This window comes from Xanthomonas sp. AC360 (assembly GCF_979258225.1).
Map to the genome: position 1 here is coordinate 21029 of NZ_OZ409846.1, position 14054 is coordinate 35082.

10 protein-coding genes and 1 other RNA gene are annotated in these 14054 nt (G+C 60.2%); 5 read left to right on the forward strand and 6 right to left on the reverse strand.

Annotated elements, in window-relative coordinates; translation table 11 throughout:
• Nucleotides 1-197 precede the first annotated feature (197 nt).
• From ACZZ0O_RS00090 to ACZZ0O_RS00100, 3 genes are all read left to right on the forward strand, one after another.
• A complete protein-coding gene (locus ACZZ0O_RS00090) occupies nt 198-1814 on the forward strand; it encodes a sensor histidine kinase (RefSeq protein WP_055848891.1) in 1617 nt (538 codons plus the stop codon).
• Nucleotides 1815-1865: 51 nt separating this feature from the next.
• Nucleotides 1866-1942: non-coding RNA, sX9 sRNA (locus ACZZ0O_RS00095), on the forward strand.
• A 370-nt stretch (nt 1943-2312) separates the two neighbouring features.
• Nucleotides 2313-3707 (forward strand): sigma-54-dependent transcriptional regulator, encoded by a 1395-nt coding sequence (locus ACZZ0O_RS00100; RefSeq protein WP_323514582.1) that lies wholly within the window; start codon nt 2313-2315, stop codon nt 3705-3707.
• A 546-nt stretch (nt 3708-4253) separates the two neighbouring features.
• On the opposite strand, the gene pilB is transcribed toward ACZZ0O_RS00100, so the two are convergent.
• The 6 genes from pilB to ACZZ0O_RS00130 all read right to left on the reverse strand — a co-directional run bounded on the left by pilB (nt 4254) and on the right by ACZZ0O_RS00130 (nt 11570).
• Nucleotides 4254-5987 (reverse strand): type IV-A pilus assembly ATPase PilB, encoded by a 1734-nt coding sequence (gene pilB, locus ACZZ0O_RS00105; protein WP_463591893.1) that lies wholly within the window; start codon nt 5985-5987, stop codon nt 4254-4256.
• 119 nt (nt 5988-6106) lie between these two features.
• Nucleotides 6107-7084 carry a UDP-glucose 4-epimerase GalE gene (galE, locus tag ACZZ0O_RS00110; RefSeq protein ID WP_115513684.1) on the reverse strand — a complete coding sequence of 326 codons (978 nt, stop codon included), beginning with the start codon at nt 7082-7084 and terminating at the stop codon, nt 6107-6109.
• Between the two features lie 96 nt (nt 7085-7180).
• Nucleotides 7181-8725, reverse strand: coding sequence for an NAD(P)/FAD-dependent oxidoreductase (locus tag ACZZ0O_RS00115; RefSeq protein WP_463591894.1), 1545 nt, complete (start codon nt 8723-8725; stop codon nt 7181-7183).
• Nucleotides 8726-8730: 5 nt separating this feature from the next.
• Nucleotides 8731-9189 (reverse strand): GtrA family protein, encoded by a 459-nt coding sequence (locus ACZZ0O_RS00120; RefSeq protein ID WP_323537601.1) that lies wholly within the window; start codon nt 9187-9189, stop codon nt 8731-8733.
• Nucleotides 9186-11087, reverse strand: coding sequence for a hypothetical protein (locus ACZZ0O_RS00125; protein WP_463591895.1), 1902 nt, complete (start codon nt 11085-11087; stop codon nt 9186-9188). The genes ACZZ0O_RS00120 and ACZZ0O_RS00125 overlap by 4 nt, the downstream gene beginning before the upstream one ends.
• A gap of 78 nt (nt 11088-11165) precedes the next feature.
• Entirely contained in the window at nt 11166-11570 is a 405-nt protein-coding gene (locus ACZZ0O_RS00130; RefSeq protein ID WP_323537603.1) for a pilin, read from the reverse strand.
• A 354-nt stretch (nt 11571-11924) separates the two neighbouring features.
• Here ACZZ0O_RS00130 and ACZZ0O_RS00135 point away from each other — a divergent pair, with 354 nt between their 5' ends.
• Both ACZZ0O_RS00135 and ACZZ0O_RS00140 read left to right on the forward strand, forming a co-directional pair.
• Nucleotides 11925-13184: a type II secretion system F family protein gene (locus ACZZ0O_RS00135; protein ID WP_463591896.1), complete on the forward strand. Its 1260-nt coding sequence runs from the start codon at nt 11925-11927 to the stop codon at nt 13182-13184.
• A gap of 6 nt (nt 13185-13190) precedes the next feature.
• Nucleotides 13191-14054, forward strand: a complete 864-nt coding sequence (locus ACZZ0O_RS00140) for a prepilin peptidase (protein WP_104616296.1) — start codon at nt 13191-13193, stop codon at nt 14052-14054.

Consider the following 14054-nt stretch of genomic DNA (forward strand, 5'->3'; position numbering starts at 1 on the left):
TAACGCAGACCGCCGGGGCGGCACGTCGAAAGACGCGAACGGGCCGCCTATTGTGGCCGACCACGCCGTGCGGCGCAAAATTCGCCGGCATTGCCTGTCCGATCGCCGCGCTTGCGCGCCGCCCGACAATGTGCGCACGCGCTGTGCCCAGGACCGCACCTGCCTATACTCGCGGCTTGTTACGGCGGGGAATCGGCTTGACCTCCATTGCATCGCTCATCGCCCGGGTGCAGTCCGCGCCGCAGCGCGAGCTGTACTTCTTTTCGTTGTACCGGGTGCTGGTGGCCGGGCTGATCGCCGCATTGGTGTTCAGTCCCCTGTCCGACGCCATTCCCGAGCCGCGCTACCCGCGCCTGGCTGCCGGAGTGGCGATCGGCTACCTGTGCATGGCCATCCCGCTGTTGTTCTGGGGCCGCAGCGAACGCCGGCTGACCGCCACCGTGTTGTGCGCGGTGGTGGCCGACATCCTCGCCGCCACCCTGGCCACCCACGCCCTGCCCGGCGCCAGCGCCGGCATCGCGATGATGCTGCTATTCAATGTCGCCGCCGCCTCGATTCTGCTGCGGCTGCGGTACGGCATGAGCGTGGCGGTGCTCGCCAGCATCGCCATCGTGCTCGAATATCTATGGACGCTGCTCGAAGGCGGCGCCACCCGCCCGCTGGCCGAGCTGGCGATGTTTGCCACCAGCTACGTGGCGGTGGCCTACATCTGCCAGCAGATCGCCGCGCGCGCGCGCAGCAACCAAGTGCTGGCCGAAGAACGCGGCGCGCAGGTCGCCAATCTGTACGAGATCAACGAGCTGATCATCCGGCGCATGCGCACCGGCGTACTGGTGGTCGACACGCACAACCGCATCACCCTGGCCAACGAAGCGGCACTGGCACTGCTTGGCGATGGCGACCAACGCAATGCGCCGGCGGATCTGTCGCTGGCCGCGCTCACCCCGGAACTGGCGCGCAGACTGCAGCGCTGGCGCAGCGGCTGGCGACAGGAAGAAGCGCCGCTGCAACTCGGTGCCGACCGTCCGGAAGTGCAGCCGCGCTTTGTGCGCCTGCTCGCCGACAGCGACCTGGTGCTGGTGTTTCTGGACGATGCCACGGTGGTCTCGCGCCGCGCCGAATCGCTGACCTTGTCGGCCATGGGGCGGTTTTCGGCCAGCCTGGCCCACGAGATCCGCAACCCGCTGGCCGCGATCAGCTACGCCTCGCAATTGCTGGAAGAATCCCCCGACATCGGCGATGCCGACCGCCGCCTGCTGCAGATCATCCATCAGCAGTGCCAGCGCACCAATGGCATCGTCGAAAGCGTGCTCGGCCTGGCCCGCCGCGAACGCGCCAGCCCGGAAAACCTGGATCTGGCCGCGTTCGTGCGTCGCTTCGTGGTCGAATATCGGCAGACCCTGTCGATGGAAACCGACATCCTGGAGGCCAGCATCCAGGGCAGCTCGGTACACGCCCTGGTCGACCCTAAGCACCTGTATCAAATTCTCACCGCCCTGGTCCATAACGCGCTCAAGTACGGCCGCGTCATGGACGAACCGGCTCGGGTAAAACTGCGCGTGGAGCGGCAGGAGCGCATGGCGGTGATCGATGTCGTCGATCGTGGCCCCGGCATCCCGGAGACAGTGGCCGCGCAACTGTTCCGCCCGTTCTACACCACCTCCGAACACGGCACCGGGCTCGGCCTGTACATCGCCCAGGAGCTGTGCCGTGCCAACCAGGCGCAACTGGACTATGTCCCGGTTCCCGGTGGTGGGGCGTGTTTCCGGATTGCCTTGCAGGGGCCTAATAACTTGCAGGGTAAGAGCAACTAACAGAAGGACTGTGCACCCGCCAGGCAGACGCGGCCGGTGCTCGAAGTCGGCATGTATCACTACTCGTACGCGCCGTTTCCCCCGCGCCTTCCGCGCCCACCTGACGTGCTCGCTATGTTTTGTGAGCCGCTCTAAGTGAGTTTGCCGATTCGGGCGTTTCGCGATTGCGTGTGTGGGCAGCATTGGTTCACCGCTGCTGTATTGCGCGTGGGCATGCGTCCGATGTGCGGCGACGTCCACGCTGTAGTTGGTCTATGACCGATGCTTTCGAGAACAGCATGCCGATGATCAAACGCTTGAAAACGGCTGAAAAAGCAGCTGCCACTCGAACAAAGGGCCGCGTGTGAATCAGATCGCATGTGCCCGGGAAGCGCGCCGAGGCCTTGATGGCCGTCCGACACCTCTGGCCCGCGTCCCGCCCGATCCGTTGAGCCACCCTGCCACGCCATCGTTGCAGGCAATTGTCGATTGTCATCACGCTGGGCTATCGTGCGCACCATGAGCGAACCCAAAAGTGCCCTGGTTGTCGATGACGAGCGTGATATCCGCGAGTTGCTTGTTCTCACCCTGGGCCGCATGGGCCTGCGCATCAGCACCGCCGCCAATCTGGCCGAGGCGCGCGAGCTGCTGGCCAGCAATCCCTACGACCTGTGCCTGACCGATATGCGGCTGCCCGACGGCAACGGCATCGAACTGGTCACCGAAATCGCAAAGCACTATCCGCAAACCCCGGTCGCCATGATCACCGCGTTCGGCAGCATGGATCTGGCGGTGGAGGCGCTGAAGGCCGGCGCCTTCGACTTCGTCAGCAAGCCGGTGGACATCAGTGTGCTGCGCGGCCTGGTCAAGCACGCGCTGGAATTGAACAACCGCGACCGCCCTGCACCGCCCCCGCCGCCGCCCGAACAGGCCAGCCGCCTGCTTGGCGATTCGACCGCGATGGAGAGCCTGCGCGCCACCATCGGCAAGGTCGCGCGTAGCCAGGCGCCGGTGTATATCGTCGGCGAATCCGGCGTGGGCAAGGAGCTGGTGGCACGCACCATCCACGAGCAAGGCGCCCGCGCCGCCGGCCCCTTCGTTCCGGTGAACTGCGGCGCCATTCCCGCCGAACTGATGGAAAGCGAGTTCTTCGGCCACAAGAAGGGCAGCTTCACCGGCGCGCATGCCGACAAACCCGGCCTGTTCCAGGCCGCGCACGGTGGCACGCTGTTCCTGGACGAAGTGGCCGAGCTGCCGCTGCAGATGCAGGTCAAGTTGCTGCGCGCGATCCAGGAAAAATCGGTGCGCCCGGTCGGCGCCGCCGGCGAAACGCTGGTGGACGTGCGCATCCTCTCGGCCACACACAAGGACCTCGGCGACCTGGTCTCCGACGGCCGCTTCCGCCATGACCTGTATTACCGCATCAACGTGATCGAACTGCGTGTGCCGCCGCTGCGCGAGCGCAGCGGCGACCTGCCGCAACTGGCCGCCGCCATCATTGCGCGCCTGGCGCGCAGCCACGGCCGGCCAATTCCGCTACTGACCCAGTCGGCCCTGGACGCGCTGGACACGTACGGTTTTCCGGGCAACGTGCGCGAGCTGGAAAACATCCTCGAGCGCGCCCTGGCCCTGGCCGAAGACGACCAGATCAGTGCCACCGACCTGCGCCTACCCGCTCACGGCGGCCACCGTCTGGCCGCGACGCCGGGCAGCGCAGCGGTCGAACCACGCGAAGCCGTGGTCGATATCGACCCCGCCTCCTCCGCGCTGCCCTCCTACATCGAGCAACTCGAGCGCGCCGCGATCCAGAAGGCACTGGAAGAAAACCGCTGGAACAAGACCAAGACTGCCGCGCAGCTGGGCATCACGTTTCGTGCGTTGCGCTATAAGCTGAAAAAGTTAGGGATGGAGTAGCTGAAAGGCCGGGATTGGGGATTCGGCAGCGGGATTCGTAAAAGCGGGCAGCCGGCTTCGATCATGCTTGCCGGCGAGGTCGCGATGACTGAAGCGTCGAAAGCCCTGCATTCGAGCCTGATCGCTGCTAGTGATGGCTACGACAGAAAGCCTGGAACGTCTAGGCCCCATGCTGTTCCAGTTACCCAACCTGATTTTCGGTCCTTGACCATAAGGTTGATCTCGGCCTGGGTCGTTACCCAATGCGCGGGCTTCCTCACTGCCAGCAAGCACAAGCACCGGTACCAATCTAAGGCTCGCATCTAGCCTCCCATTGAGCGGTTAGCGGTAGCAGGTAGCGCTCGGCGCTTCTGCGAATTCCTGATGCTGACTCCCGAATTCCCGCTCAATCAGTCCTTGGTCACCAAACTAAAATCAACCAGGCTGGTCACATGACGCGAAGCCTTCAATGCCACCTGACTCAGGCAGAAGCAGCAGATCTGGGGCTATCCGCGAAGATCGGGGTTCTTGCGAATCCCCAATCACGACTCCCAAATCCCCACTCACTCAGTCCTTCGTCACGCGATTGATCTCGGCCAGGCTGGTCACGCCATGCGACGCCTTCATCAACGCCGACTGGCGCAGATCGCGGATGCCAACCCTCTGTGCGGCCTCAGCAATCTGCATCGCATTGCCGCCTTCCAGCACGATCGCGCCGATCTCGTCGGTCATCGGCATGACCTGATAGATACCGGTACGGCCCTTGTACCCCTCGGTACACTCATCGCAGCCGACCGCCTCATACAGCTCGATGTTCGCGATCTGCTCGGGCGTGAAGCCTTCCGCCAGCAGCGCATGCTCCGGCAGCGTCGACTTGCGCTTGCAGTTGTTGCACAGCCGCCGCGCCAGACGCTGCGCGATGACCAGCGTGACCGACGAGGTTATGTTGTACGGCGCGATGCCCATATTCATCAGACGCGCGATGGTCTGCGGCGCATCGTTGGTATGCAGCGTCGACAGCACCATATGGCCGGTCTGCGCCGCCTTGATCGCGATCTCGGCTGTCTCAAGGTCGCGGATTTCGCCGACCATGATGATGTCCGGATCCTGGCGAAGAAACGAGCGTAGCGCCGCCGCAAACGTCATGCCGCGCTTGACGTTCTGCTGCACCTGATTCACGCCGGGCAAGCGGATTTCTACCGGATCCTCGGCCGTGGAAATATTGCGTGTCTCGTCGTTGAGGATGCCTAGCGCGGTATACAACGACACCGTCTTGCCCGAACCGGTCGGCCCGGTCACCAGCACCATGCCGTAGGGCTTATGGATCGCATCCAGGAACAGCTTCTGCTGGTCCGCCTCGTAGCCCAGCTTCTCGATACCCAGCTTGGCTGCACTGGCGTCCAAAATACGCAGCACCACCTTCTCGCCGAACAGCGTCGGCAAGGTACTCACACGGAAGTCGATCTGCTTGGTCTTGGAAAGGTTGAGCTTGATGCGCCCATCCTGCGGCACCCGCTTCTCGGCAATGTCCAGCTGCGACATCACCTTCAGGCGCGCCGCAATGCGCTGACTCAACTTCACTGGTGCCTTGGCCACATTCTTCAACAAGCCGTCGATGCGCAAGCGCACTCGGTAGTCGTCTTCATACGGCTCGAAATGGATGTCGGACGCTCCCCGCCTGATCGCATCCACCAGCATTTTGTTGACGAACTTCACCACCGGCGTATCGTCCCCCTTGGCATCGACCCCAGAATCCCCGCCGGCGCCCATGTCTTCGTCACCGGCGGATACGTCGAGATCCCCCATCTCCTCGTCATCATCACCGAGCGAAGAACCAAAGGAAGCGTTTCCAGCCTGCCACTGCTCCAGAGTCCGACGGATCTGATCCTCATCGACCAAAATCGGCTCGACCACCAAATTCGTGTGGAACTTGATGTCATCCAGCGCGCGAGTCTGGGTCGGGTTGCTTACCCCCACGAACAACCGGTTGCCGCGCTTGAACAGCGGCAGTACCTGATGTTTCTGCAGCAACTCTTCACTGACCAATTTGACTGCGTTCTGGCTAGCGTCGAACACAGACACATCCATCAAAGGCATGCCGAACTCCACGGCATTTGCGGCCGCCAGCTGCGCAGCCGATACGAGCTTCTTTTCGGCAAACCACTGAGGAAGCGGAACCTTGGCCGCAGCAGCTTGGTCCATAGCGCCGCGAGCGGTGGATTCGTCAAGCGCACCATCTTGAACCAAGCGACGGGCCAAGCCGGTAATACCGATAAGGTTGGCAGTGGTAACGGCGTTCATGCGCTTCCTCTATTGAACCCGACGCTCCGCCGAAGGCGGACGCCATGTGGTAATTCGAACCAGGATACTAACCGTAGGACGCCCGTACGCGCATCGTTCTAGCATGACAACCAACGCATTCAGAATGACTGGGCACGGTGCCAGTGCCAAGCACTCTCGATAATTCCGAACATATCCTGCCAGCTACGCTCCCAACCAAGCACCTCACGCGCCTTGGCACTGGAGGCCACCAGTCGCGCAGGGTCGCCGGGGCGTCTACCAACCAACTCGAACGGTACCGGCCGACCAACCACCTTCTCAGCAGCCGCGACGATATCCATCACCGAGTAGCCCTGCTCACTGCCCAGGTTGAAATCGTGGGCACCCGGACTGGACTCAAGCAGAGAAACTGCCAGCGCATGGGCCCTGGCAATATCCTGCACGTGCACATAATCCCGAATACAGGTGCCGTCGACCGTGGGATAGTCTGCACCAAACACTTTCAGCGGTGGTGCTTGCCCAGCTGCCGCCCTGAGTGCGTTGGGAATCAAATGAGTCTCGAACGCATGCGCCTCACCGATGCCATGCTCGGCAAGGGCGCCGGCAGCATTGAAGTAGCGAAGCACAACTGAAGACAGTCCATAGGCTGCCCACGCGTCGGCGAGGATACGCTCGACCATCAACTTACTAGCACCATAGGGTGTAATCGGGTGCATCGGCTGATGCTCATCGATCAGCGCCACCGGCGACTGTCCGAACACAGCCGCAGTGGAAGAAAACACCAATTTATCCACTCCCCGGCGACGCATTTGCGCCAATAGGTTCAATGTACCGATGACGTTGTTCTGATAAGTGGGTAGCGGATCGCACACCGATGCAGCTACCAGCGAAGTCGCAGCAAAATGCATGACTACGTCGTAGCGGCGCATATTGAAGGCACGGGCTAGCGACGCCTCATCCAGCAGGTCGGCTTGGATAAGCTCACCCCACTTGACCGCTTGACGGTGTCCGGTCGACAGATTGTCCAATACAGTCACCGCATGACCCTGTTCGGCTAACCACTGTGCCATGTGACTGCCGATGTATCCCGCCCCTCCACAGACAAGGATGTTCCACATCTACTTGACTCCACGTCCGATCAAACATCATTACGATCCGGTGCTCCTTCACCCAAGCAACCCTTGGAAGGTAAAGAGCTTAGGGCTGGATAATGCTCAGGCCTTCGCCTCTTCGTGATATTCATCATCCACGTTGATCGACCACAGGCGACTCTTATCCACATTGCCGGTCAGGATCTGCTCGGCTGCTTCCTTAGCCGTTAGCATAGAATGGTCCTGGTTGTTGTAGCGATGCATGCCATTGCGGCCCACTAGAAACAGATTGGGCACCGCATCCAGCGCCGTGCGTAACTGATCGAATTTTGCATACGCATCGCCAAAATAGCCGGGGTAGGCCTTGGGGACACGAATCACCACCGCGTCCTGCGCGACAGCTGAGGAAACCAGACCGATCTTCAGCATTTCGCGCTGTGCTAGCTCCTGCAAATCGGTATCACGCATTTTCCAAAGATCGTCGGTTTCGCGACAGAAGAACTCTAGCCCCATCCACACCATGGACGCGTCCTTGACCATGTACGGGCTCCAGTTGTTGAAGATTTGTACGCGCCCCACGTTCACGCCCGGCTCCTGGATGTATATCCAGTTGTCGCCCAATACACGCGGCAACTCACTGGCTCGATACAGCAGTCCCACCGTAATGAAGTCTCGATACTGCAGCTTGTCAGCGATTGCAAGGATGTCCTCGCTCCAGCTCTGTCTCGACGCAGCGACCAAGTCACGTACAGGCATCGTCGATATAATGTGGCTGCAGTCAATAGTTACCGCCTCGCCCGCAGCATTCTGCACAGTCACACTCCGCACTTGCCCCTTATCTAGGTCAAGGCCCACAGCCTTGTGTTTCATCAGTAGCGTACCGCCGCGCGTCTGGAACACTTGCGCCGCGGTCTCCCACATCTCACCGGGGCCGTGTTTAGGGTAAAGAAAATTCTCGATCAGCGAGGTCTGCGTCACTTTGCCGTTTAGGCCCAGCATGCCACGCAATGCGTGGAGTACCGCCTTGGTGATCGACAGACTCTTGATGCGCTGCGCTCCCCATTCAGCACTGATCTGGTTGCAGGGAACTCCCCACACTTTCTCTGTGTATTCCTTGAAGAACTGGCCGTACAGGCGTCGACCGAAACGATTGATCAGGAAATCTTCCAGGCTAAGTTCCGGCTCAATCTTGCTGAGCTGCGCGCGCAGGTAGCTGAAACCGAACAACACGGACTTGCCAATCCCAAGATTACGAAAACTATCCAAGTTCAACTTCAACGGATACGAGAAAAAACGCCGATTGAAATAGATCCGTGACAGGCGATTACGAATCAGCATTGCGGCTGGTTCGGCTCCATTGGCCATGGCAACTCCGGCCGGCAGACCATCACGCGTCTGGCCCTGGTACCGTAGATTCAAAGGAACATCGCCTGCGTGTTCGATCGGCATCAAATTGGTCCACCACTGCATCACCCAATCCGACTTCGAGAAGAAACGGTGCCCACCAATATCGATGCGATTGCCATTGTGTTTGACCGTACGCGATATTCCACCGACGCAATCGTCTGCCTCCAATACCGTTACTTTCACTCCAGGCTGGCCAATCAATTCCAGCGCCGCCGTCAGCCCTGCCGGTCCGGCACCGATAATGACTACATGCTTACTCATGCAACTTACCCTTCCCCAATAACCCGCCCACGCGTGCGTGGCCGGAAAAGAATCAATTTGCGCAGTACAAAGTTCGAGGTGAATGAAAAACCTACCGCGACCAGCCTAGCAATGCCCCCCGGCATGCCAAGCAACTCGATACTCAACCACATTACTCCCTGCACTACTAGCAAGCCTAGGCATCCGATCAGCACGAAGGTTGTTATTTCCGCTAAGCGCGAATGAAAGCTGCGTGCGACGAACACCCAGCGCACGCTAATAATGTAGGCCACCAAGCTGCCAACCAAGAAGCCAGCGGTGGCAGCACCGTACCAGCCCCAGCCGCATCGGGCGAACCACCCAAAAACAAAAAGGTCAGCCAACAACGCAACAGCCGAAGCCAGAACATAACCGCCACCTTCGGCTGACCATCTACGCCCCGTGGCGATGGGCACAGCAACCTTCGCTGCAGGTTGCTTGCTCATGCCTTTCCGTCCTCGGACTTCACCCAGTCAGAGCACTTGTACAAGTACTCCGTGGCAATCACTTTGCCTGTGCGTGGGTGACGCACCTGCCAACTGCTGCGCACGTGCGTTTCCTGGTCGAACGGCAATACGAAGTAATCAGGCGGCACCAGATCACCATGGCGCGTACACATATATTCCAGACCAGGCTCGCTGATCTTGCAAGGCTCTGCGTCCACCTGCACGTTCGCCATCACCTCGCAAATCTCGGACTGCAGCGTCACCGGTTCTACTTGGGCGCTCAACTGCCTGCCCAGTAGCGCCGTCTGCCGGTTGAACATCTGCCCCGACAACTGCTGTGGGCTGTAGTAATTAGCACGCCGGAGTACCAGCCAGGCCGCACGCGGGGAGGCCTCGCTGGCAAACCAGAACACACTGGCATTACGCGGGATGTCTTCACTGAACACCGCAGTGCCATGGGCGGACTCTTGGACGCGGGTCCACGGGCTGCGCGAATCCCACGCGCTAAGCGCGCCCACCAAGGCAACTAAGGACAGCACACCCATCAACGCCTGCACCTTCGGCCCGCTGGTGCGGTAACCCCAGACGGCCAACGCGACCAACCCGCCGCAGATCAGCGGGTAGGCGAAGATCATTACGTCTTGGCGAACCACTTCCGGATTGCGCCCAGTCATCTCGTACACCGCCCACATCTGCAGCTGGTAGCGCACGGTGGCCACGACCATCGCTACGCTCAATCCTGCCAGCAGCAGGTAGCGAATGGGGGAGCTCACTCGATCAGCCACATGCGGCCAGACCATATGCAGCGGGATCAGTCCCAGCACCGCCCATGGCAAAGTGCTGCGTGGCACGCTGGCACCGATCACGGCAATGGTGACCACCAGCAAGGGAGCAATCCAGTGGCGCCCCCCTCGCTGCCACTGATCCCAGACCAGGAACGGGATCGACGCCGCCGCCAACCAATGCACTATCCACAGCACGCGCCATAGTTGCAGACCGATGGGCAGGATCAGCCTCAAGACATCAGCCAGCAGGAAGCTCAGGCCCAGGCCAAGCACAGTGGCGAGCAGTACTGCCTTGGCAAGCCGGCCCAACATCGCGTTGGGACCACTCCACTGGGCCAGCAGGCTCAGCAAATAGACATCCGCCAGCACGATGCACCAGTCGCGCGGCGTCCAGGCGCCCAGAAACACCTGGTCGCCCACATCATCGATCATGCTGCGCCATTGCGTGTCCATCACCAGCAACAGGCCAGCCAGGGGCCCGGCCTTCAATGCTGCCAGGACCAGCACAGGTACTACCAGCAGCAATGACCACAGCCAGCGGCGGTCGCCCAAAACGAGCCAACACCAAGCGACCAGCACAGCGACGATGGCCTGCAGGGGATGCAGCAACCCCGCAGCAGCGAACAAGGCAACTGCCCAAGCCATCCGATCGCGCACCAGCGCCGCAATGGCCAGCAGGCATAGGGCTTCGGCAACAGGTCGCGCGGTCAGGAAAGGCTCCGCATACGAAAACATGCTGAATGCGCCATAGCCGGCGGGCATGACGATCAACGCCAACAGTGCGGGCCAGCGCCAGCGTGCCGGGAACAGCACATGCACGCCCCAGGCGCTGGCAGCATAGAAGAGCAAGCGACTGACGAAGGTCAGCACCAAGAAGGCCTTGCCCGGCTCTACGTGAGCTAGTAGCAGCGCCAGCAGCTGGGGGAACAGCGTGAAGCTGGCTTGGCTGCCCGCGACGAAGAACAGGTCACGGTTGAAGATGTCCGGCGAAATCAGGCGCAAAGCTTGCGCCAGGTAGAGCGTCGCGTCGTGGCGAATGCCGGTGTAGGGCCTTAGATAGACGATCAACGCCAGCGCAAAGCACCAGGGCGCGATCCTGCGCAGCGTCAACATGTGCAAGGTTCACATCCAAAAAAGAACCCCGCAAAAGCGGGGTTCTTGTGTAGCATCTAAAGCGTCATTCTTGCGAGATTACTGGCAGGTAGCAGGACGGTACTTAGCCGGGATTGAGCCGCTGCATGTCCAGACGACCTGGCCATTTGCGCTCTTCGCACCAGTCAGGGTGATATTGCCCGTTGCTGTGCCGCCTAAAGCTTGCCCGGTCGCAGTAATCACGCCAGATGCATAGGTGACGCCAGAGACGTACTTGGAAGACTGGGTTTCAATAGAAACGGTCGCCGGCATTGCGGTAGCGGTATCCGAAGCAGCAGCTTCGGCGACAGTGGTACGGGCCGACGAAGCCGCCAGCATGACTTCAGAGACGCGCGCCTTGATCAGGTAGTCCTGGTAAGCCGGCAGAGCGATTGCAGCCAAGATGGCGATGATCGCGACAACGATCATCAATTCAATAAGTGTAAAGCCTTGCTGCTTCTTCATGAGTACATCCCCTAGAGGTTTATGGAACTGCCGAAATCTCCGGCCTGGACGCTCAGTGCGTTCAGGCAGGGCGTGTTGTGCGAATTGATACATGCAGGTTGTATGCCAACCATCAATGATCAGCTCGTTTCGCTCCCCGGAGCAGATGATGCCAGGCATTTCCGCAGATGGAAGCACACTTTTTTGCAACTGCGACGGCAAATACGATGTGACGCGTCAGGTCACATTCTGACCGCCATGTGGCCCCGAACAGGTCAATCGACTGGCGGCGACTCGCAGTGATGTCCTTCTCAATCAAACACGCTACCATCAACACAAATTCCGGCCTGGGGATGGCTGGATGGGGAGCTAAATATGTCAGTCGCGCGTAGCGCCATCAAGAAGCAACCGGTCGACCGGAACACCAGCCTGCTGCAGACCTTCATCTGGGAAGGGGCTGACAAACGTGGCGTGAAGATGAAGGGAGAGCAGACAGCCCGCAACGCCAATATGTTGCGAGCAGAGCTGCGCCGTCAGGGCATCGTGCCCAGCATGGTGAAGCAAAAGCCAAAGCCGCTGTTCGGAGCGGCAGGCAAGAAAATTACCGCAAAAGATATCGCGTTCTTCAGCCGTCAGATGGCGACGATGATGAAGTCAGGCGTGCCGATCGTGAGTTCGCTTGAGATCATCGGCGAGGGGCACAAGAACCCACGCATGAAGAAAATGGTGGGCCAAGTCCGGACTGACATTGAGGGCGGCTCGTCGCTCTATGAGTCAATCAGCAAGCATCCAGTTCAATTTGACGAGCTCTACCGCAACCTTGTCCGCGCGGGCGAAGGGGCCGGCGTATTGGAGACAGTCCTCGATACGGTCGCCACGTACAAAGAAAACATCGAAGCCCTCAAGGGAAAGATCAAAAAGGCAATGTTTTACCCTGCCATGGTGATTGCCGTGGCAATCATTGTGAGTGCGATTTTGCTTATTTTCGTGGTCCCTCAGTTCGAAGAGGTATTCAAGAATTTCGGCGCTGAACTACCGGCGTTCACTCAGCTCCTCGTCAATGCCTCGCGCTTCATGGTCAGCTATTGGTGGTTGATGCTGATAGTGACAGTTGGGTCCATCGTTGGCTTCATCTTTGCTTACAAGCGCTCTCCGGGCATGCAGCATAGACTTGATCGATTGATCCTCAAGGTTCCCGTGATCGGGCAGATCATGCACAACAGTGCGATTGCCCGTTTTGCGCGGACTACTGCTGTGACATTCAAGGCAGGTGTTCCACTCGTGGAGGCGCTGGGCATCGTTGCTGGCGCAACCGGCAACAAGGTCTATGAAGAGGCAGTAATGCGGATGCGCGATGACGTATCAGTCGGCTATCCGGTCAACATGGCGATGAAACAGGTGAATCTGTTTCCACACATGGTGGTGCAAATGACCGCAATCGGTGAGGAAGCTGGCGCCCTGGACACGATGCTGTTCAAAGTAGCCGACTACTTCGAACAAGAAGTCAACAACTCCGTGGACGCTCTTAGCAGCCTTCTCGAACCACTGATCATGGTGTTTATTGGCACGATCGTAGGCGGCATGGTCATCGGCATGTATCTTCCGATCTTCAAACTCGGCGCAGTGGTTGGATAAGACGTAATGGCATTTCTCGACCAGCATCCCGGTCTCGGCTTTCCCGCCGCGGCCGGACTGGGACTGCTGATCGGCAGCTTCCTGAACGTGGTGATCCTGCGCTTGCCCAAGCGCATGGAGTGGCAGTGGCGGCGCGATGCGCGCGAGATCCTGGAGCTGCCGGAGCTATACGAGCCGCCACCGCCGGGGATCGTGGTGGAGCCGTCCCATGATCCGGTCACCGGCGACAAGCTCAAGTGGTGGGAGAACGTTCCGCTCGTCAGCTGGTTGATGCTGCGCGGTAAGTCGCGTTACAGCGGCAAGCCGATTTCCATTCAGTACCCGCTGGTCGAGCTGCTCACCTCTATCCTTTGCGTGGCCAGCGTCTGGCGCTTCGGCTTCGGCTGGCAGGGCTTCGGTGCGATCGTGCTGAGCTGCTTCCTGGTGGCGATGTCCGGCATCGACCTGCGCCACAAACTGCTGCCGGACCAGCTGACCTTGCCGCTGATGTGGCTGGGCCTGGTCGGCTCGATGGACAACCTCTACATGCCGGCCAAGCCCGCCCTGCTGGGTGCGGCGGTCGGCTATGTGTCGCTGTGGACGGTGTGGTGGCTGTTCAAGCAGCTCACCGGCAAGGAAGGCATGGGCCACGGGGATTTCAAGCTGCTGGCCGCGCTAGGTGCCTGGTGCGGGTTGAAAGGCATCCTGCCGATCATCCTGATCTCCTCGCTGGTCGGCGCCATCCTGGGCTCGATCTGGCTGGCGGCCAAGGGTCGCGACCGCGCCACGCCGATCCCGTTCGGCCCCTACCTAGCCATCGCCGGCTGGGTGGTGTTCTTCTGGGGCAATGATCTAGTGGACGGCTACCTGCACTTCGCGGGCCTGCGTTGA

Coding starts and splice junctions, on each gene's coding strand:
- ACZZ0O_RS00100 (WP_323514582.1), top strand. CDS start 2,313: ATGAGCGAACCCAAAAGTGCCCTGGTTGTCGATGACGAGCGTGATATC.
- pilB (WP_463591893.1), bottom strand. CDS start 5,987: ATGAACGCCGTTACCACTGCCAACCTTATCGGTATTACCGGCTTGGCC.
- galE (WP_115513684.1), bottom strand. CDS start 7,084: ATGTGGAACATCCTTGTCTGTGGAGGGGCGGGATACATCGGCAGTCAC.
- ACZZ0O_RS00115 (WP_463591894.1), bottom strand. CDS start 8,725: ATGAGTAAGCATGTAGTCATTATCGGTGCCGGACCGGCAGGGCTGACG.
- ACZZ0O_RS00120 (WP_323537601.1), bottom strand. CDS start 9,189: ATGAGCAAGCAACCTGCAGCGAAGGTTGCTGTGCCCATCGCCACGGGG.
- ACZZ0O_RS00125 (WP_463591895.1), bottom strand. CDS start 11,087: ATGTTGACGCTGCGCAGGATCGCGCCCTGGTGCTTTGCGCTGGCGTTG.
- ACZZ0O_RS00130 (WP_323537603.1), bottom strand. CDS start 11,570: ATGAAGAAGCAGCAAGGCTTTACACTTATTGAATTGATGATCGTTGTC.
- ACZZ0O_RS00135 (WP_463591896.1), top strand. CDS start 11,925: ATGTCAGTCGCGCGTAGCGCCATCAAGAAGCAACCGGTCGACCGGAAC.
- ACZZ0O_RS00140 (WP_104616296.1), top strand. CDS start 13,191: ATGGCATTTCTCGACCAGCATCCCGGTCTCGGCTTTCCCGCCGCGGCC.